The sequence below is a fragment of the Streptomyces albus subsp. chlorinus genome, from assembly GCF_013302895.1.
Taxonomy (GTDB): domain Bacteria; phylum Actinomycetota; class Actinomycetes; order Streptomycetales; family Streptomycetaceae; genus Streptomyces; species Streptomyces chlorinus.
Genome location: NZ_VJOK01000001.1, coordinates 420,778 through 440,522, shown reverse-complemented (window position 1 = coordinate 440,522; position 19,745 = coordinate 420,778). Strand labels below are relative to the sequence as shown.

The 19,745-nt window shown below is 72.9% G+C and carries 12 protein-coding genes; 9 read left to right on the top strand and 3 right to left on the bottom strand.

Features of this window, described 5'->3' with window-relative positions:
- Positions 1-108 precede the first annotated feature (108 nt).
- Positions 109-2,352: a PIG-L family deacetylase gene (locus tag FM076_RS02080; protein ID WP_173868240.1), complete on the bottom strand. Its 2,244-nt coding sequence runs from the start codon at positions 2,350-2,352 to the stop codon at positions 109-111.
- Positions 2,353-2,748: 396 nt separating this feature from the next.
- Positions 2,749-3,768 carry an Lrp/AsnC family transcriptional regulator gene (locus tag FM076_RS02075; RefSeq protein ID WP_173868239.1) on the bottom strand — a complete coding sequence of 340 codons (1,020 nt, stop codon included), beginning with the start codon at positions 3,766-3,768 and terminating at the stop codon, positions 2,749-2,751.
- A gap of 107 nt (positions 3,769-3,875) precedes the next feature.
- On the opposite strand from FM076_RS02075, the gene FM076_RS02070 reads away from it, so the two are divergent.
- The 6 genes from FM076_RS02070 to yicI all read left to right on the top strand — a co-directional run bounded on the left by FM076_RS02070 (position 3,876) and on the right by yicI (position 12,311).
- Complete coding sequence (locus FM076_RS02070; protein ID WP_173868238.1) at positions 3,876-5,291, top strand: MFS transporter; 1,416 nt, start codon at positions 3,876-3,878, stop codon at positions 5,289-5,291.
- A 248-nt stretch (positions 5,292-5,539) separates the two neighbouring features.
- Entirely contained in the window at positions 5,540-6,550 is a 1,011-nt protein-coding gene (locus FM076_RS02065; RefSeq protein WP_173868237.1) for a LacI family DNA-binding transcriptional regulator, read from the top strand.
- A gap of 231 nt (positions 6,551-6,781) precedes the next feature.
- Complete coding sequence (locus FM076_RS02060; protein WP_345944852.1) at positions 6,782-7,993, top strand: sugar ABC transporter substrate-binding protein; 1,212 nt, start codon at positions 6,782-6,784, stop codon at positions 7,991-7,993.
- 9 nt (positions 7,994-8,002) lie between these two features.
- A complete protein-coding gene (locus tag FM076_RS02055; protein WP_173868236.1) occupies positions 8,003-8,995 on the top strand; it encodes a carbohydrate ABC transporter permease in 993 nt (330 codons plus the stop codon).
- Between the two features lie 97 nt (positions 8,996-9,092).
- Positions 9,093-9,821 (top strand): carbohydrate ABC transporter permease, encoded by a 729-nt coding sequence (locus FM076_RS02050; RefSeq protein WP_202034953.1) that lies wholly within the window; start codon positions 9,093-9,095, stop codon positions 9,819-9,821.
- Between the two features lie 138 nt (positions 9,822-9,959).
- Positions 9,960-12,311, top strand: a complete 2,352-nt coding sequence (gene yicI / locus FM076_RS02045) for an alpha-xylosidase (RefSeq protein ID WP_173868234.1) — start codon at positions 9,960-9,962, stop codon at positions 12,309-12,311.
- A 271-nt stretch (positions 12,312-12,582) separates the two neighbouring features.
- Here the strand turns inward: yicI and FM076_RS02040 are convergent, their stop codons facing one another.
- Positions 12,583-13,506, bottom strand: a complete 924-nt coding sequence (locus FM076_RS02040; RefSeq protein ID WP_345944851.1) for a glycoside hydrolase family 16 protein — start codon at positions 13,504-13,506, stop codon at positions 12,583-12,585.
- A 789-nt stretch (positions 13,507-14,295) separates the two neighbouring features.
- Here FM076_RS02040 and FM076_RS02035 point away from each other — a divergent pair.
- The 3 genes from FM076_RS02035 (at position 14,296) to FM076_RS02025 (ending at position 19,733) form a co-directional block, all read left to right on the top strand.
- Positions 14,296-15,456: an ATP-grasp domain-containing protein gene (locus tag FM076_RS02035; protein WP_173868232.1), complete on the top strand. Its 1,161-nt coding sequence runs from the start codon at positions 14,296-14,298 to the stop codon at positions 15,454-15,456.
- A gap of 531 nt (positions 15,457-15,987) precedes the next feature.
- Positions 15,988-18,726, top strand: a complete 2,739-nt coding sequence (locus FM076_RS02030; protein WP_173868231.1) for a non-ribosomal peptide synthetase — start codon at positions 15,988-15,990, stop codon at positions 18,724-18,726.
- A gap of 50 nt (positions 18,727-18,776) precedes the next feature.
- Complete coding sequence (locus tag FM076_RS02025; protein ID WP_173868230.1) at positions 18,777-19,733, top strand: NAD-dependent epimerase/dehydratase family protein; 957 nt, start codon at positions 18,777-18,779, stop codon at positions 19,731-19,733.
- The last annotated feature ends 12 nt before the right edge of the window (positions 19,734-19,745 follow it).

Below are 19,745 nucleotides of genomic sequence, written 5' to 3'. Positions count from 1 at the left end.
CCCCGGGGACCCGGGCCCTGGCGGACAGGGGGCAGGGGCGTGCCCGCCGCGCCGGGTAAGGCACCGCACCGGCGCCCTGCGGGCTGAGAGGCCGCCCGCCCCCGGGCGTCAGGCGCGGCTCCAGCCCACGGTGCCGCTCCCGCCCGTGCGGGCCCAGTACAGGTGGCCGTCCAGTCCCGCCACGGCGAGATCGGCGTCCCCGTCGCGAGGGCCGGAGACACCCGCCGGGGCGCCGGCGCACAGGAAGCCGGTCCTGCTCCACCGGACACGGGCGGCCACCGTCTCGGCGCGCGGGGCGCCACCGGCCGTGTCCTGGCGCTCGTCGACGACTGCGGTCTGCAGGTCGCCGTTCTCCGCGCGGGCCGCGAGCAGTGTGCGGCCGTCGGGGAGGCGGGTGACGGCGACGGGGCCGTACCCGGCGGCCCCGCCCAGGTCCGCGACCCGCGCCGGGCGGACCGGGCCGCCCGGTGTGCCGAGCCCGGCGGCGCCGATCCGGGCGGTGAGCACGTGCCCGGAGCCGGGGGCGCGCATGTGGAGGCGTACGGCGTCGTGGCCGTCGCGGCGCACCGTGAGCGGGCCTGTGACGGCGGGCAGCCCGGTCGCGGACGGGCCCGAGAGCGGGCCGCCGGCAGCCGGCCGGGTCCAGGCGAGCACCGTTCGCGCCGTGGCACCGAAGACGAACAGCCGGCCGCCGCCGTCGACAGCCGCGGCCGGGTCGCCGTGCACCCCGGTGCCGCCGAGTGCCCGCCACGGCAGCCAGGTGCCGTCCGGCTGCCGGACGCGGGCGGCGAGCTGGTGGCGGGAGGTGCGGACGACGGCGGTCACGGTGCCGTCGGGGGTGACCGCGGCGGCCGGGGCGCTGATGTCCGAGAGCCCCGCCAGGTCGCCGGGCTCGGGGGTGCCCAGGGAGTGCCAGGGCCCGAATCCGGCGGGGGAGCCGGCCCCCGCGCCGCCGGGGCGCTGCACGGTCCAGCCGACCTCCCTGCGGTAGCCGCCGGGGCCGTCCTCGGTGACGGTACGGGTGCCGAGGAGCGCGGTACGTCCGTCGGGCAGGCCGACGGCGGTGAGCGTGGGATCGATGCCTTTGTCCGGCAGCAGGACGGGGGCGCTCCAGCGGGCGTGCGCGCCGGGCGGGCGGTGGCGGACGGCGATCCGGCCGTCCAGGACCCCGTACGCCCACAGCGCGCCGTCCGCACCGGCCCGCAGCCAGGAGACGGAGTCCCCGCCGGTGTGCCGTATGCCGTGCGACCAGCCGTGGTGCTGCCGGCGCGGCACCATCTTCAGATCGCCGCAGCCGGCCGCGAACGCGCAGGGCCGCTCGGCGCGGTCGGTCCACGCGTAGGTGTCCAGGGTGCGGAGCTTGTTCTCCGCCGTTCTGCGGCCGAGTACGGGCGGCAGACCGCCGTTGAAGTAGCCGAGGTAGGTGGCGACCGTGAAGTGCGGCACCCTGCCGCGGGCCGCCTCGTCCCCGTACCGGGCCAGGGCCTCCTGCACGAACCGGGCGCCCGCGAAGTGGTCCTGGTGGTCGGCGTAGGCGCCGCCGCGGTCGAGCCGGCCGGGTGTGGGGTCCTGCATCCGGATCTGTGTCGGCCGGAAGCGGCGCAGGTGGCCGACGAGGGTGTCCACGAGCGCGCCGCGCGTGACGTGGAAGCCGCGGGTGACCGGACCCGCGGACGTCAGCTGCGAGCCCAGTCGGGACGTCTCGCCCTTCCACAGGCCGTAGAGGCTGTGCGGACGGTCGCCGGTGAGGGTCCCGGCCTCGTGGAGCAGGTCCCACACCAGGCGGATGTGCGGGTGCCCCTCCAGGGTGTCCAGCTCGGCCCGGCCGCCGCCCGCCGTGTGCAGGACGGTGCGCTTCCAGGGGGTGGCGCGGTCGCCGGTGGCCATCTCGGCGTAGGCGGCGCGTATGCCGTTCTGCCGGGCCTCTGCGTACACCGCTTTGTCGCCCCGGTCGCCCGGCTTGCGGGCCGGTGCCGCGGCACCCGGTACCTGGCGGCGCGGGGCGTTGACGCCGTCGGACTCGCCGGAGGTCAGATACACCGTGGTCAGCGGCCGGCCCGAGCGGAGCGACTGGGCGGTCTCCGGGTTGATGAAGTACAGGTCGTCGTCCGGGTGCGCGACGATCTGCAGTACGGACTCGGCCGTGCGGACCCGGCCGCCGGCGCCGGCCCAGGTGCCGGTGGGGACGGGAGCGGCCTGGTGGGGCGCGCCGGCCTGCCGGGTTCCGCGCCGGTCGGTGGGCTCGACGTGGGCGCAGCCGGTCAGTCCGGCCAGCAGGCCGAGGGCGCACAGTGCGGCGGTCAGTGGGCCGTGGCGCCGCCGGCCGGTGCCGGCTCGGGATATGGGGGGCATGGGCGTGGTGCTTTCTGCATGCATGATCACTTCGCCATGCATGATCGTTCCGAGGCGCGCAGGGATGTACGCTCCGTTGTGAATTCTGCGGGACCGGCTGAGTGTCCAGGCCCGCGGCCAGGGGGAGGAGACGGGGTCCCGTGCCGACCCCACCCCCTGCTGAACGCGCAACCATGCGGCGGCGCAAGGGCGTTGCCATCCGTCGAGGTCTTCTTGGCGCGCGGAAGCTCGGGCGGGTGTGGGGTATCGCACAGTGCGCCCGCGCGGTGCGACCCGCGCGCCGCTGCCCCGGAAGCCGGGCGTACCCCCTGCCCGTCCCGCGCCGTTACCGTCCCGTTGCGTGCCCGTCCCGCGCCGTGACCGTCCCGTTCCGCGCCCGGTCCGCCGCCGAGGGGCTCAGCGTTCCGTCGGCAGCAGGGCGCCGGCCCGTTTCACCGTGCGGATGACGGGGGCCGTCTCCATGGTGTGGATCGCCTCCAGCGAGGCGATGCTCTCGGTCAGGTACCGCGCCAGGTCGAGGGAGTCGCGGCAGTTGACGGCCGCGAGGAGGTTGGTCGGGCCGGTGGTCTGGGCCACCAGCGAGACTTCGGGATGGCGGGCCAGCGCGGAGGCCACGGCGGTGAGCCGGGAGGGCTGTACCGACATCCACAGGCGGGCCTCGGAGTGGAAACCGAGCGCGGACGGCGGGATGTCGACGAGGAAGGTCAGCACGCCCGACCGGCGCAGGGCGGTGAGCCTCCGTCGCACGGTCGACTCCGACCATCCGGTCGCGGCGGCGAGTTCGGTGTGGCTCGCTCTTCCGTCCCGGGCCAGAACGTCGAAGAGCGGCCGGTCCGCGGGGGCGAGGGTGACCTCGCCCCCGCTGTCGCCCCTCTGGTGGCTGTCCGCGTGGTTCCCGGGGCCGCCGCCGGTGCCCGGCGGCGTCAGGAGCGCCGTCTGCTCCGGGGTGAGGCGGGCGGGTCCCGCCCAGGTGCTGGGCAGTGCGTGGTGGCCGAGCAGCAGGTGCGCGGAGACGGACGTGATGCGGCCGGTCCTGGGCGGCTTGTGCAGCAGCAGCGCCTCGCTCTCGTCCGCCGTGGGGGTCTGGACGCTGCACGAGATCTCGGTGCCGCCGGAGAGCAGGTAGACGTACGAGGTGTCGGAGCGGGCGGCGAGGGCCTTGGCCAGGGAGGTGGCCGCGTCCGGGGTGCACCGCAGCCGGATGGTCCATGCCTGGTACCCCAGGCGGACGCCGTTGAGGGTGCCGACCACCCGGAGGACGCCGGAGGTGCGCAGCCGGCGGTAGCGGCGGGCGACGGTGTTCTCGGAGACGCCGAGGACGGCGCCGAGGAGGCGGAGCGGGGCCCGGCCGTCGATCCGCAAGGCGTGCACCAGGCCCTGGTCGACCTCGTCCAGCGTGACGGTATTCGTCTTCATGGGGTGCCAGTGTGCCAGTATCCGCTGCGGTCGCCGGGCTGGATGGCGAGGACCGGGACCGTTCCGGACCGTGTGGAGCGTCCGGAAACTCCACGGAGGAAACTCTCATGCGCAAGTGGTGGCCCCTGGTGGCCGTCTGTCTCGGTACCTTCATGTTCCTGCTCGACACCACCGTGCTGTCCGTCGCCCTGCCCCGCATCGGGACGGACCTGTCCGCCTCGCTCCCCGCCCTGGAGTGGGTGGCCAACATCTACACGCTGGTGCTGGCCGCGCTGATGCTCACGGCGGGCACGCTGGTGGACCGGTTCGGCGCGCGCACGGTGTACGTGGCCGGCCTGGCCGTCTTCGGCCTCGCCTCCCTGGCCTGCGGCCTGGCTCCCGGTGTGGGCGTACTGGTCGCGGCCCGCGGGGTGCAGGGAGTCGGCGGGGCGGCCATGGCCGTGACGGCGTTCGCCCTGACCGGCTCCGTCTACCGGGGGCCGGACATGGGCCGGGCGATGGGCGTCTTCGCAGCGGTGACCGGCCTCGCGGCCGCGGCGGGGCCGATGCTCGGCGGCATCCTCACCCAGTGTCTCGGCTGGCAGGCGGTCTTCCTCCTCAACCTTCCCCTGGTCGCGGTCACCGCCGCGCTGTCCCTGCGGGTCCTGGAACCGGGAGGGCGGGGCACCGGGAAGCGCGTCGACCTGCCGGGCGTGCTCGCCTTCGCCGTGTGCGCCGGGTCGCTCACCTATGCCCTCACCCTGGCCGGCGAGGAGGGGCCCACGCACCGGGTGCAGGCCCTGCTGGTGACGGGTGCCGTCGCCGTGGTCGTCTTCGTCCGCCTCGAACTGCGCGGCGACGCCCCGCTGCTGGACGTCCGGCTGTTCTGCCGCGCCTCCTTCTCGGCCGTGATGATGTGCGTCGTCGCCTCCACGGCCGCCTTCGCCGCGCTCGTCCACACCTCGGTGTGGCTGCAGTCCGGACTCGGCCTGGGCCCGGTGCGCGCCGGGCTGGCCCTCATGCCGCTGGCCCTGGCCTCCTTTGTCACCTCCTTGGCCTGCGGGCGGGGGCTGCACGGGAAGTCCCCGCGCCTGGTCCTGGGCACCGGCCTGCTGCTCTGCGGGATCGGCAGCGCCCTGGAGGCGGCTTCGCACACGGACGCGTCCGCGGGCTCGCTCGCCGCCGGACTGGCCGTCACCGGCATCGGCGTGGGACTGACGGCGCCGGCCATGGGGGCCGCGGTCTTCGCGGCGCTCCCTCCCGAGCGGACGGGGATGGCCGCCGGTGCCATGACGACCTTCCGGCAGCTCGGACAGACCCTCGGCGTCGCGGTGTTCGGCGTGCTCTTCCAGCACGGCGGTGCCTCGATGTCCCACAGGCTCGACCTGGTGCTGACCGCCGCCGCGGCCGTCGGCATCGCCGGTTCCGCCCTCGCCTACGCGTTCGTACCGGACCCGGGGCGGGAGCCGGCCGCCGCGGCACCGGCCGGGCGGGAGCCGGCCGGGAGCGGCCGGGAGGCGGGCACGGTCGGCGGCGACGGCTGAGCGGCACCGGCCCGGCGGGGCGGGGCGGGGCGGGCCCGGTGGTGGCCCGCTTCGGCCGGGGCGATGCGCAGGGGCCATTGACATGGCCGTGACCCGGCCTTACGGTCCCGCACCCGAATCGCTTCGACGGACGCGTCGAACGGATTCGACAAAGCCGCCACCCCGGACCGGGGAGGCCCCGTCCGGGACACCCGCTCGCGTTCGGATGTCGTCCGCCGCACCGGATGACACGGCGACAGGAGAGGCCGTTGGTCAAGATCACCGATGTGGCACGGCACGCGGACGTCTCGCCGAGCACCGTGTCCTACGTGCTCAGCGGCAAGCGCTCCATCTCGGCGGCGACCCGTCAGCGGGTCGAGCGCAGCATCCGCGAGCTGGGCTACCGCCCGCACGCCGGGGCGCGGGCGCTGGCCAGCAGCCGCTCCAACGTGCTGGCGCTGGTGATGCCCCTGCGCAGCGGCATCCACATGCCCGTGCAGATGCGGTTCGCCGCTTCCGTGGTGACGACCGCGCGCACCCACGACCACGACGTCCTGCTGCTCACCCAGGAGGAGGGCGTGGACGGACTGCGGCGGGTGGCCGACAGCGCGCTCGTCGACGCGCTGATCGTGATGGACGTCCAACTGGACGACGAGCGCGCACCGTTGCTGCGCTCCTTCGCGCTGCCCTCCGTGCTCATCGGCTTCCCCGCCGAGGCGGCCGGTCTGACGTGCCTCGATCTGGACTTCACGGCGACGGGCGAGGTCTGCGTCTCGCACCTCGCCCAGCTCGGGCACCGCTGCGTGGCCTTGCTGGGGTCGCCGCCCGAGGTGTACGCGCGCGGCACCGGTTTCGCCCGCCGGACAGCGGCCGGCTTCACCGCCGCCGCCCGCCGCTTCGGCATGGTCTCGACGGTCCGTGCCTGCGAGCCGGGCGGGGAGGCCGCGCGGGAGACGGTCGACGCGCTGCTGCGCGAACACCCGGACCTGACCGGGGTGGTCGTGCACAACGAGTCCGCGCTTCCCCCGCTGATGGAGGCGTTCCAGCGGTGCGGGATGCGCGTTCCCGAGGACCTGTCCGTGGTGGCGGTGTGCCCCGACGAGCTGGCCGAGTCCGCCGCGATACCCCTCACCTCCGTCGCCATACCCGCCGCCGAGGTGGGAGCGCGGGCGGTCGGGCTGCTCATGGCCAAGCTGGCCGGCCGGAAGGTGCCCGAGGCCACCTGGCTGGCGCCCCGGCTGACCGAGCGGGCCAGCACCGTCCCGCGCCCCGTGCCCTGACCCCCGGCGGCGCGGCGCACCCGCACACGCCCGTCATCGAAGCGCTTCGACCCGGAGGAGTCCGCAGTGGACCGACAGCGCGTTCCCCGCCGCCGTTCGCCCGCCCGGCGCCCGGCGGTGCCACCGCCCGGCAGAGGTCACAGCCCCGGCACCGCCCACCCGGCCACCGCGCGAAGACGCCCCGCACCGGGCGGCGGCGCGCGGTTCCGACCGGCCCCGCGGGTGCTCGCCGTGGTAGCGGCGACGGCGACGGCCGCGCTCGCGCTGCCCGGATGCGCCCCCGCACCCGACCCCGGGACCGTGACGGTGCTCAACTCGGCGACGGACACCGCCGAGCACACCAAGAACCAGAAGTTCTTCGACCGCTGTGCCCGTCCGCTCGGCCTGCGGGTCGAACAGCTCAGCGTCCCCGCCGACCAGGTGGCCTCCAAGGCACTGCGGATGGCCTCCTCGCACTCGCTGACCGACATCCTCGAACTCGACGGCTCCGAGCTGCCGCAGTTCGCGGAGACCGGCGGGCTGCGGCCGCTGGCCGAACTCGCCGTCACCACATCGGGCTTCTCCCGCGGTGCCGTCTCCCTCGGTTCCTACCGGGGCACCCGCTACGGGATCGCCCGCGCCGTCAACTCCCTGGCGCTGTACTACGACCCGGACAAGCTGGAGAAGGCGGGTGTCGGACCGCCGCGCACCTGGCGGGAGCTGCGGACGGCCGCCAGGAAGCTGACCGGCGGCGGCAGCTACGGCCTGGCCTTCAGCGCGAGCCCCGACGCCGACGGCGTCTACCAGTTCCTCCCGTTCTTCTGGTCGGCCGGCGGGAACGAGGCCCGGCTCGACGGAGGCGAAGACGGGGGCGGGGGCGGGGGACGGGCGGCGCTGCGGCTGTGGAAGGAGCTGGTGGATGACGGGTCGGTCTCCAAGGCCGTCGTCAACTGGAACCAGCAGGACGTCAACGACCAGTTCGTCGCGGGCCGCGCCGCCATGATGATCAACGGCCCGTGGCAGGTCCCCGCGCTGGAGGCGCAGCGGAAGGTGGACTGGGCCGTGGCCTCCCTCCCGGTCCCGCACCGGGGAACAGCGGCCGTGGCGCCCATCGGCGGCACCGTCATGACCGTCCCCGGGAGCGGCGACGAGGGGCGCCGGAGGAACGCCGCGAAGATCCTCACCTGCCTCAACAGCCCCTCGAACCAGCTCGCCTGGTCGGAGGCCGTCAACAACGTCCCCAGCCGTACCGCGGCGGCCCGCCGCTACGCCGGCCAGAACCCGAAGCTCGCACCCTTCGCCGACCTGGTGACCACCGCCCGCTCCCGTACCGCGCGGGTCGGCACCCGGTGGCCCGCCGTGAGCGACGCCCTCGCGGGCGCGTTCCAGACCGTGCTGACCGGCCGCGGCAGCCCGGAAACCGCCCTGCGCCGCGCCCAGCGGCAGGCCACCGGAGGGGAGTGAGGAGCCGCCATGAGCACCGCCGTTCCCTCTCCGTCCGCCGGCGCATCGCCACGCGCCGGCGCACTTGTCCTCACGGGTGCGCCCGCGCGTGGCCGCCGGCACCGCGCGACGCTGCTGCGCTGGCTGTTCGTCGCCCCCGCCCTCGTCTACATGGCGGCCTTCTTCGGCTACCCGCTCGTCCGCAACGTGCTGATGAGCTTCCAGCGCTACACGCCTGCCACCTACTTCACCGGCGAGGCGCCCTTCACCGGCCTCGACAACTGGCGTGCCGTCCTGGCAGATCCGCTCTTCACCGACGCGCTGTGGCACACGGCGCTGTTCACGGCCGGCTCACTGCTGGGCCAGTTCACCCTCGGGCTCGCCCTCGCGGTCTTCTTCGCGCGCCGCTTCCCGCTCTCCGGGATCGTCCGGGCCGTCCTGCTGCTGCCCTGGCTGGTGCCCATGGTGGTGGCCTCCGTCGTGTGGCGGCGCGTCCTCGACCAGGAGCACGGGGTCCTCAACGCGGCACTGCGCGCCCTCGGGCTGACCGACGGCGGAGTGCCGTGGCTGAGCAGCCCGAGCGTGGCACTGCTGTCGGCGGTGCTGGTCAACATCTGGATCGGCATCCCGTTCAACATGGTCATCCTGTACGGCGGCCTCCAGGAGATACCGCGCGAGCTGTACGAGGCGGCCTCGCTGGACGGGGCGTCGGCATGGCGGACGTTCCGCAGCGTCACCCTGCCGATGCTGCGGCCCGTCATCACCGTGGTCCTCGTCCTCGGATTCATGTCCACGGTCAAGATTCTCGATCTGATCCTCGCCCTCACCGCGGGCGGTCCCGCCGACGCCACCCAGACCCTGGGCACCGTCACCTACCAGATGTCCTTCCTGCGGCTCGACTTCGGCCGGGGCGCCGTCGTCGGCAACGTCCTGATCCTCATCAGCGCGGTCTTCGCCGTCCTCTACCTGCGCGCGGACCGCGCCGACCGGGCCGACCGCACCGACCTCGGCAAGGGGAAGTGATCCCGTGGCCCCGACGACCGTCCGCCGGCTGCGCGGCGCCCGGAACACCGCCGCCGCGCTGCTGATCCTGGCCGTCCTGCTGTTTCCCCTCTTCTGGATGCTGGTCACCGCGCTGCAGCCGTCCGCGGGCATCGACGTGCGGTGGTTCCCGGCCTCTCCCGGACTCGACAGCTTCCGCGCCGCGCTGGAGAGCCAGGGCCGCTCCCTGCTCACCAGCCTCACCGTCGCCCTGGGCGCGGTCCTGGTCTGCCTCACGCTGGCCGCTCCGGCCGCCTACGGGCTGGCCCGCTCGGGACTGCGGGGCGGCCGTGCCGTCGTCTTCACCACGCTCATCACCCAGATGGTGCCGGGCATCGTCATCGCCAACGCCCTCTACAGCGCCTACGCGGAGCTGGGACTGGTCAACTCCTGGCTCGGCCTCATCCTGGCCGACGCCTCGCTGGGCCTGCCGTTCTCCATCGTGCTGCTGCGCGCCTTCATGGTCTCCCTCCCCGGCGAGATCGTGGAGGCCGCCCTGGTCGACGGCGCCAACCGGTTCACCGCGTTCGTCCGCGTGGTGCTGCCGATGTGCCGCAACGCCCTCATCACCGCAGGGCTGTTCACGTTCCTGTTCGCCTGGTCGGACTTCATGTTCGCCCTCACCCTCAACACCACCGACGACGTCCGACCGGTCACCCTCGGCATCTACCAGTTCGTCGGCGCCCACGTCAGCGACTGGGGCGCCGTGATGGCCACAGCCGTGCTGTCCGCCGTGCCCGCCGCGGTGCTGCTGGTCGTCGCGCAGAAGTACATCGCCGCCGGAATCGCCGGCGGTTCCGTCAAATAGGCCGCTCCGACCCGGATCTCGTACCCAGCTCTCCGCCCCGAGTCTTCGCCGAGGCCACCGTTCCAGGTCTTGGTCAGGCTCTTCGTCCCAGGCCCGTCGCAGGGCCGGCCCCCGCAGCGAGTGAGGCGTGTTCTCCCGATGAAGTTCACCGACGGCTACTGGCTGATGCGCGAGGGCGTCGAGGCGTCCTACGCCGCCGAGATCGCCGACACCCGTGTCACCGACGACCGCTTCACCCTCTACGCCCCCGTACGCCGTGTCCGGCACCGGGGCGAGACCCTCAACGGGCCGCTGCTCACCGTCGAGTGCTTCTCGCCCGCCGAAGGCGTCATCGGGGTGCGTGCCACCCACCACGCCGGGACGCCCGGCCGGGGGCCCCGCTTCGCGCTGCGCACCGGTACCGGACCGGACGGCGCCTCGGCCGGGACCGTCACCCGCGACGGATCGCGGCTCGAACTGTCCAGCGGGCGGCTGTCGTTGCGTGTGGACACGTCGGCCCCCTACCGGCTCGACTTCACCGCCGACGGCCGTGCTCTCACCTCCGTCGGGTCCAGGGGCACCGGCTTCGCCACCACTGCCGACGGCGCCCACCACTCCCTCGCCCAGCTCTCCCTCGGCGTGGGCGAACTCGTCTACGGGCTGGGGGAGCGGTTCACCCCGTTCACACGCAACGGGCAGAGCATCGACCTGTGGCAGGCCGACGGCGGCACCGCCAGCGAACAGGCGTACAAGAACGTGCCGTTCCACCTCACCAACCGCGGCTACGGCGTCTTCGTCAACCACCCCGGGCGCGTCTCCTACGAGGTCGGTTCCGAGGCCGTCGGCCAGGTCCAGTTCAGCGTCGAGGACCAGACACTGGAGTACTACGTCGTCCACGGCCCCGAGCCCAAGACGGTCCTCGACCGCTACACGGCCCTGACCGGCCGCCCCGCCCTGCCCCCGCCCTGGTCGTTCGGCCTGTGGCTGTCCACGTCGTTCACCACGTCCTACGACGAGGAGACCGTCGGGCGCTTCGTCCGCGGCATGGCCGAACGCGATATCCCGCTCGGCGTCTTCCACTTCGACTGCTTCTGGATGCGCGCCTACCAGTGGTGCGACTTCACCTGGGACCCCGACGTCTTCCCCGACCCCGAGGGCATGCTCCGGCGGCTCAAGGAGGAGCACGGGCTGCGCGTCTGCGTGTGGATCAACCCCTACATCGCCCAGAAGTCGCCGCTGTTCGAGGAGGCCGCACGGCTGGGCCACCTCGTCCGCAGGCCCGACGGGAGCGTGTGGCAGTGGGACATGTGGCAGGCCGGCATGGCGCTGGTCGACTTCACCAGCCCCGGCGCGTGCCGGTGGTACGCGGACAAGCTGCGGGCCCTGCTAGGCCAGGGCGTCGACTGCTTCAAGACCGACTTCGGGGAACGCGTCCCCACCGATGTCGTCTGGCACGACGGCTCCGACCCGTCGCGGATGCACAACCACTACACCCACCTGTACAACCGGACCGTCTTCACGACCCTGGCCGAGGAGCGGGGGAGCGGCGACGCCGTGCTCTTCGCCCGCTCCGCCACCGCCGGCGGCCAGCGGTTCCCGGTCCACTGGGGCGGGGACTGCGAGTCCACCTTCGGCGCGATGGCCGAGTCGCTGCGCGGCGGACTGTCGCTGGGCCTGTGCGGGTTCGGCTTCTGGAGCCACGACATCGGCGGCTTCGAGGGCACCCCCGCCCCGGAGGTCTTCAAACGCTGGGTGCCGTTCGGCCTGCTCTCCTCGCACAGCCGCCTGCACGGCAGCAGCTCCTACCGGGTGCCGTGGAACTTCGACGAGGAGGCCGTCGCCGTCACCCGCGCCTTCACCCGCCTCAAGCTGCGGCTGATGCCGTACCTCTACCGCGCGGCCCGGCAGGCCGCCGAGCACGGCACGCCCGTGCTGCGCGCGATGCTGCTGGAGTTCCCCGAGGACCCCGCCTGCCACACCCTGGACCGGCAGTACATGCTCGGCGACGACCTCCTGGTGGCCCCCGTCCTCGCCGCCGACGGCACCGTCGAGTACTACCTGCCGGACGGGGAGTGGACGCACCTGCTCTCCGGTGAGCGGGTACGCGGACCGGGCTGGCGCCGCGAGCGGTACGGCTTCGACAGCCTCCCGCTCCTGGCCCGGCCCGGTTCGGTGATCCCGTTCGGGGCACGGGACGACACCGCCGTCTACGACTGGGCGCACGGGGTGACTTTGCGGGTGCACGCGCCCGTGGACGGCGAGACCGTGACGACGTGCGTCCCGGCGCCCGACGGCGGACCCGACACGGTCTTCCGCACCCGCCGCGAGGGACGGCACATCCGGGTGGAGACCGCGCGCTCCCCGGGACCGTGGCACGTCCGGCTCGACGGCGGCGCGCTACTGACCGCCGCACCCGGCACGACGGAGCTGACCGGCCTGCTGGCCGAGCAGCGCGTGCCCGGCCTTGCCGGCCCCGCGGCCGCGACGCGGCGCCGGTCCACCCCGGGGTGACGCGGCGCCGGTCCACCCCGGCGTGACGCGGCCGCGGGGCCGGCAGGGCGGGATGCGCCGGTTGCCCACCCGGACACGACGCGGGCCGCCGGCCCCGCCGGCCGCCTTCTCGCCGCGCCGGCCGTGGCGCCCTTCACCGAGGAGACCGCGCACCGACCGGGGGACAGGCCGGTCCCCGCTCGGTGAGCACCAGCCGCACCGCGCACGGGCACAGTCCCACCGGGTGCGAAACCCGCGGGGCGTGTCGGGCCACGCCCCGCGGGCGGGCTCGTCAGGCCGCCGGCCGGGTGACCTCGACGGCGACGTGGTCGACGAGGAGGGAGCCGCCGGACGCGGTGGCGGCGGTGGGCGTCGGCCGGCCGGCGACGCCGTCCGGGAACGCCCCGCCCATCGCCAGGTTGAGCAGGACGAAGTGGCCGTGGTCGGTGGCCTTCTGCCAGGTGGCGGCGTCCATGTCGGACTGCCGGACGGTGTGGAAGAGCCGGCCGTCCTGGTACCAGCGCAGCTCCTCGTTCGCGCCCGTGCGGTCGAGTTCGAGGGCGAACTCGTGGTAGCCGCCCTGGCAGGTGCCGCCGCACGGGGCGCTGTTGCCGATGCCCTGGGTCTCGTCGCAGGGACCGCCGGGGTTCACGCCGCAGTGGAGGACGCCGTGTGCGGCGCCCTGGCCGTTGACGTTCTCCATGATGTCGAACTCGCCCACGCCGGGCCAGTTCTGGTAGTTGCCCCGGTAGTCGGCCCCCAGTGTCCAGAAGGCCGGCCAGTAGCCCAGCGCACCGTCACCGGAGACCTCCGGCAGCTTGAGGCTCGCGGAGATCCGCAGCTTTCCGCCCTCGGGCGCGGCGAAGTCCGTCCGCCGGGTCTCGATGCGGGCCGAGGTCCAGGCGTCGCCCTGTTTGAGGGCCGTGATCTTCAAGTGGCCGGCGCCGTCCAGCTGGACGTTCTCCGGCCGGTCGGTGTAGGTCTGCACCTCGCCGGTGCCCCAGTTGGGCGGGCCGCCGGGATAGCCGGTGCCCGTGTCGATGATCCAGTCGTCACCCGAGGGCGGGGAGCCGGCGGCACCGTCGAAGTCGGTCCGCCACACCTTCTGTGTCACCCGCGCCTCGTCGGTGGAGGGCGCACGCCGGGACGCCGGTGCCTCGTCGGCCCGCGCCGTGGGCAGCGCCAGCGCGCCCAGGGTGGTCAGTGCCGCGGCCACCGCGGCCGCACGTGTTCGACGGTGTCTCCTGCCCGCAGGGAACATGGCGACGCGCTCCTTAGTAGTGGGGGGTGGGTGAGCGCTCTCACGGCACAGCACCGTGCCGAAGGTATGGACCAACGTCAAGGCTTCCGCGCGAACGGGCACACCCGGGCATGAGCCCCTCCGTGCGGGCGGAGCCGGCCCGCCGCCAACGGGCGTACGCCCGGCTTCCGAGACGCCACTGAGTCCCCGTCCGAACGCCACCCCCTCGCCCCTGCGTTGCTGCACGGCGGTGCCTGAAAAGCCCCGTGCGCCACGAGCCCGGGTGGGCGAATCGCTCGACCGGTCCCGCATTCCCCGCGTCGCTCCGTACGGGCTCGTTTGTCGGGGTCTGCCGAAAGGCTCGCCCTTCGCGGCTGGTGACGATTCGTACCGCCGGGTGTGCGAGGAGCTATGAGGCGCGAGCAGAAAGGGTGCGAGAGTTCCTGCGGGCCGGATGCCGTGAAGATTTTTTCTGCCCGCTCGCCGTGAACTCCAAGCTGTGATCCATGTCACATCCTCTGCTGTAAAGGATCATGAATGCGCATATCCCCATCGCCGGGTCCCGTGTGACACGATGCGGCGGTGCGGGCCGCAGGGGAAAGAAAACATCGCCTGGCAATCGACGTGGTTCCGGCCGGGTGGGACACGTGCCCGCGAGGAAGCGTTTATCCGCCGCGCTGAGCACCCGAATCATCACGCCGGCGGCAGTAGTACGGCACACGAACTTCTTGCGCGTTCCGGTGTGCCGTAAACGGGGAGACGATGATGCCGACAGTGATCGTTATCGGATACCGGGAAGATCTCGACCGCGCACTGCAACGGCGAGGCCTGGAACCCTACTACCTCGTGCAGTCCTCCATGGGCGAGCCGAAAGGACGCAGGTTCTCCCGTGTCACCGACATGGAGAACGCCCAGGAAATCCTGCGGGCCGTACTCGCCGCGCGTATCGGCGAGGTGGCCGGGGTTCTCACCGTCCACGAAATGGGTGTGTTCGGTGCGGCCTACCTGCGCAGGGAGTTGAAGCTGCCCGGACACAGCGACCCGCAAGCGACTCTCTGCTTCCGGGACAAATATCTGCAGAAGAGCAAACTGCCGCCCCACATCCGCCGGGCACGCTGCCGGTACGCGACGAAAGACACGACATTCGCGGAACTGGCCCGGGAACTGGGGGAGGTGTTCGTCGTCAAACCGGCCACCGGAGCCGGCTCCCTCCGTACGAGCATCGTGCGGTCCCCGGACGAGTACGCGCGCGCCCTGCGACCGCTCTCCGTCCAGTCGGATGTCGAGGTCGTCGCCGAGTCCTTCATCGATGCCCCGGAAATCTATGTGGACGGTGTCTGGCAGGACGGCGCGCTGCGATGGTCGTCCATAGGCCGCTACCAGCTCTCACCGCTCGGCGCCGTGCAGGGCGGCATCCTGGCCGCGCACGTCCTGGACAGAAGGCGGCATCCGGCGCTCTTCGAGGAGGCGACCACACTCGTCGAGCAAGCGCTCTTCGGCCTCGAAGCACCCGATTGCGTCTTCCATCTGGAAGCGTTCGCGGAAGAGGCCGGACTGACCTTCGGGGAGTGCGCCATGCGACTTCCCGGGGCGCTCTCCCCCAAGGTCAATGAACTGACTTTCGGCGTCGATCTCCTCGACGTCGAAATCAGCCTTGCTCTCGGGGAAGAGCTGACACAGCCCCTGGAATCCGAGGCCCCGGACCGCTTCTACGGCTTCCTCCTTCTGCGGCGCCCCAAGGCCGGCACCCTGACCCAAGAGGACTTCGAGCGCAACTTCGCTTTCGACGAGATCGAATACGACTCGTCCCCCGGCGCGCCGGTGGGGCCCTACGGCCGTGTCGGACAGGCGATCGTCTCCGACACGGACGAACTCCGGCTGGAGAAGACCCTCGGGGAGATCGTGCGGTTCAACGAGAGCGGCTGAAGCCGGCGGGAGCGCGGTGCACCTGCCGGAACCGTCCGGGACAACACGCCGTCCGCGGCGGGCCGGAACCGGCCGCCCGCAGCGGAATGCGCCGCGAAGGGCACGTCGGTACGGAACGCCGTCCTCGCGGCGCCCGGCAATCGCACGCCGAGAACTGCTTCGACTTGATCGCACGGGGGTGGACGTGGGCGAGAAGCCAGGCGGCGGACGCGGCTCCGCCGTGCGACACCGCATGAGGCGCGCCACGGACTTCTCCCCGCACGGCGGAAAGCCCCCGCCCCGGGCTGTGTCGCGCCGCCCCACCTGAATTCCACGGCGGCGCCGCGACAATACGCGGCCCGCCCGGGACCGCCCCGAACGCCCCGCCCCCGCCCTCCGGCTCCGGCGTCCGCGAGCCGGCTCACGTACCAGCCCGGGTCTCTTCGGCGCATCCGCCCACGAGGGGAGGCCGAAGCCGGACCCGGGCCATCCGACGCACACCCACGCGTCCACGCGGCTTGTCCGCCCCTTCCGATCGGAGGTCCTCGTCCCATGCCGGAACACCCTTCTGCCCCGACGCTCCCCCAACTGCTGGAGAACGCCTGCCGCGACAGCTCCCGTGGCCTCACCTTCGTCGGCGGTTCCTTCCTCTCCTACACCGAGTTGCGGGAGTGCGCCTCGCGGATCTCCCAAGGGCTGCGCGAGAACGGCACCGGGCCCGGCGACCGGGTGCTGATCGCCGCCGGCGACCCCGAAAGCTTCTTCAAGGCGTTCTGGGGCTGCGTGCTGAGCGGAGCGGTGCCCTGCCCTCTCGCGCCGCCGGCCGACCCGTCCCGCGCGCGGCCCCAACTGGAGCAGCTGCGCGAGCTGTTGGGAAACCCCTTGGTGGTCGTCTCCAAGACGGCACACGGAGACCTGCCCGATGCCGGACTGCGGACGGTGGCCGTGGAGGAGCTGAGCCACACCGCGTCCGACGAGACCCGGCACCACGCGCCCGCGCCCGACGACCTGGCCCTGCTGATGCTCACCTCCGGCTCCACCGGATCGAGCAAGGCCGTCAGGCTCACCCACGCCAATCTGCTGGCGGCACAGGCCGGGAAGGCGGGGGCGCTGGAGCTGGGACCCGCCGACACCACGATGAACTGGATCTCGACCGATCACATCGCCGCGATCGAGGCACACCTGCTCCCGATGTTCACCGGCGCCGACCAGGTGATGGCGACTCCGGCGACCGTCCTGGCGGACCCGGTGGAGTTCCTCAGACTTCTCGCGGCCCACCGGGTGAGGGTGACGTTCACGCCCAACTTCCTCTTCGGCCAGATCAACCAGGCGCTCGCGCAGCGGCCTCCCTCGCGGCAGGAGACCGACCTCTCGCAGGTGCGGTACATCATCTCCGGCGGCGAGGCCACCGTGACCGCCACCGTGCGCGCGTTCCTCGACAGCCTCTCCGGCTGCGGGCTGCGCGGCGACGTGGTCGTTCCCGCCTTCGGGATGACGGAGACGTGCGCGGGCAGCGTCTTCAACCGCGAATTCGCCGCCCGGGACCTGCGGACGGAGTTCCCGCCCCTGGGCCGCCCGGTGCGGGGGCTGCGCATCCGCGTCACCGACGGCAGCGGCGAGGTGCTGGCCTCCACCGACCGGCCCGCCGCCACGGAAGCGGGTGAGGTGCAGCTGCGGGGCCCGATGGTGACCGCCGGGTACTTCGGCGACGCCCCGGCCACCGAGGAGGCGTTCACCCCCGACGGCTGGTTCCGCACCGGAGACCTGGGGCACCTCGACGCCGAAGGCCGGCTGACGCTGGTCGGACGCACCAAGGACTCCGTCATCGTCAACGGCGTCAACTACTACAGCCACGACCTGGAGACGGTGCTGGACGAGCTGGACGAGGTGCGGCGCGGCCAGGTCGCCGCCTTCCCGGTGCGGCCCCAGGGAGCCGACTCCGAGCAGCTCGCCGTCGCGTTCACCCCGGCGGGCGACCCGGCCGACGACATGGCGGTGTACCGGGCGATCGTGGCGGTCCGCAGCTCCACGATCATGCACTGGGGCTTCCGCCCGCAGCTGATCCTCCCCGTCGCCGAGGAGGAGATCCCCCGCGGCAACCTCGGCAAGATCCAGCGGACCCGGCTGCGCGCGGCGGTCGAGAAGGGCGGCCTCGACGCGGCGGCACGCCGGGCGAGCGAGGTGACCACCCGGTTCCTGGGCGGTCACGTGGCGCCGGAGTCGGACGCCGAGAAGACCCTGGCCGACGTGTACGCGCGCGTACTGAACACCGCGCCGGTGCCGGTCAACGCCGGTTTCTTCGACCTGGGCGGGACGTCGCTGGACGTGCTGCGGCTCAAACTGGAGATCCAGAGGGCGTTCGGGATCGACGACGTCCCGATGGCGACGCTTCTGCAGGCGCCCACCGTACGGGCCCTGGCCGGCCGTCTGACCGCCGGGCAGGGTGCGGGCGGGGACTCGGCCTACGACCCGCTGGTGCCGCTCCAGGTCACCGGCGGGGGAACGCCGCTGTTCTGCGTCCACCCCGGCCTGGGGGAGGTCCTGGTCTTCGTGAACCTCGCCAAGTACTTCACCGGCGAGCGGCCGTTCTACGCCCTGCGCGCCCGCGGCTTCGGGGAGGGCGAGACGCACTTCGCCTCGTTCGACGAGATGGTCACCACCTACACGGAGGCCATCCGGCGGGTGCAGCCCGGCGGCCCGTACGCCGTCGCCGGGTACTCCTACGGCGGGGCGGTCGCGTTCGAGATCGCCAAACGGCTGGAGGCCGACGGCGACGAGGTCGGGTTCGTGGGCATCTTCAACCTGCCGCCCCGCATCGCCGACCGCATGAACGAGATCTCCTTCACCGACGGGGCGATCAACCTGGCACTGTTCCTCGAACTGATCGACCCCGGCGACATCGAGCGGCTCACCACCACCCTCCGCCCCCTGCCCGAGGCCGACCAGCTGGCCCACCTCATCGCCCACGCGCCCCAGCGGCGGCTGACCGAACTCGACCTCACCCTCGAACGGTTCACCGCGTGGGTGCACCTGGCGCAGAGCATGGTGCACCTGGGCCGCACCTACGCCCCCTCCGGCTCCGTCGCACAGGTACGCGTCTTCTACTGCACGCCGCTGCACGGCACCAAGCAGGAGTGGCTGGACAACCAGCTGCGGCACTGGGACGGCTTCACCCGAGGCCCGAACCGCTACATCGAGGTCGAGGGGGAGCACTACACCCTGATGAGCCCCGAGCACGTGCAGAGCTTCCAGGCGACCCTGCGGCGCGAACTGGGCCGGGCGCTCGGCTGACGACGGGTGGACGCGACCGCTGACGGAACAAGGACCAGGAGCCGCCGGACATGCAAGGCAAGAAGATTCTCGTCACCGGAGGGACCGGGCAGGTCGCCAGGCCCGTCGCCGAGGCCCTCGCCCCCGACAACGAGGTGTGGTGCCTGGGCCGCTTCGGTGACCCGGACGCCCGCAAAGCGCTGGAGGAACGGGGGGCCCGCACCGTCACCTGGGACATGGCCGCCGACGGACTGGAGGACCTGCCGCGCGACTTCACCCACGTACTGCACTCGGCCGTCCACCGGGGCGACGGACGCGACTTCGAGGAGACCGCACGCGTCAACGCCGTGGGCACGGCACGGCTGATGACGCACTGCTCCTCTGCCGAGGCGTTCCTGTACGTCTCGTCCGGTGTCATCTACCACCGCGCGGACAGCACCCACCGCTACCGGGAAGGCGACCCCCTGGGCGGTGCGGCGCCGTGGCTGCCGACCTACCCCATCGCCAAACTGTCCGCCGAGGGAGTCGTGCGCGGCCTGGCCGAAGCACTGTCGCTGCCCGCGGTGACGGCCCGCCTCAACATCGCCTACGGCCCGTACGGGCACGGCGGCATGCCCATGATCCTGTTCGACCAGATGCGCAGAGGGCAGCCGTGCGCGGTGCCCCGCGAGGGGCAGAACTACTGCAACCTGCTGCACACCGATGACGTCGTCCGCCAGGTACCGCTGCTGTGGGACGCGGCCCGGGTGCCCGCACGCGTGGTGAACTGGGGCGGCGACGAGGAGGTCGGCGTCACCGACCTGCTGGGGTACATGTCCGCGCTCACCGGGGTGCCGGTCGTGCTGGAGCGCGGCGACCACAGCCGGGAGACCGCCGTCTTCGACCACGAGGTGCGCCGCGGCCTCATCGGCGGCTGCTCCGTCGGCTGGCGGAGCGGTATCGCCCGCACCTTGGCCGAGATGTTCGAGGAGTACCGCGACCGCATCGAGCGGTACGCCGACGAGCACGCGGCCGGGATGTCCGAGTGACCAGGAGGAGTG

What these genes read in the sequence shown, in the direction of transcription:
- yicI (WP_173868234.1), top strand. Translation starts at nt 9,960, where the DNA reads ATGAAGTTCACCGACGGCTACTGGCTGATGCGCGAGGGCGTCGAGGCG.
- FM076_RS02070 (WP_173868238.1), top strand. Translation starts at nt 3,876, where the DNA reads ATGCGCAAGTGGTGGCCCCTGGTGGCCGTCTGTCTCGGTACCTTCATG.
- FM076_RS02030 (WP_173868231.1), top strand. Translation starts at nt 15,988, where the DNA reads ATGCCGGAACACCCTTCTGCCCCGACGCTCCCCCAACTGCTGGAGAAC.
- FM076_RS02050 (WP_202034953.1), top strand. Translation starts at nt 9,093, where the DNA reads ATGCTGGTCACCGCGCTGCAGCCGTCCGCGGGCATCGACGTGCGGTGG.
- FM076_RS02055 (WP_173868236.1), top strand. Translation starts at nt 8,003, where the DNA reads ATGAGCACCGCCGTTCCCTCTCCGTCCGCCGGCGCATCGCCACGCGCC.
- FM076_RS02080 (WP_173868240.1), bottom strand. Translation starts at nt 2,352, where the DNA reads ATGCCCCCCATATCCCGAGCCGGCACCGGCCGGCGGCGCCACGGCCCA.
- FM076_RS02025 (WP_173868230.1), top strand. Translation starts at nt 18,777, where the DNA reads ATGCAAGGCAAGAAGATTCTCGTCACCGGAGGGACCGGGCAGGTCGCC.
- FM076_RS02035 (WP_173868232.1), top strand. Translation starts at nt 14,296, where the DNA reads ATGCCGACAGTGATCGTTATCGGATACCGGGAAGATCTCGACCGCGCA.
- FM076_RS02075 (WP_173868239.1), bottom strand. Translation starts at nt 3,768, where the DNA reads ATGAAGACGAATACCGTCACGCTGGACGAGGTCGACCAGGGCCTGGTG.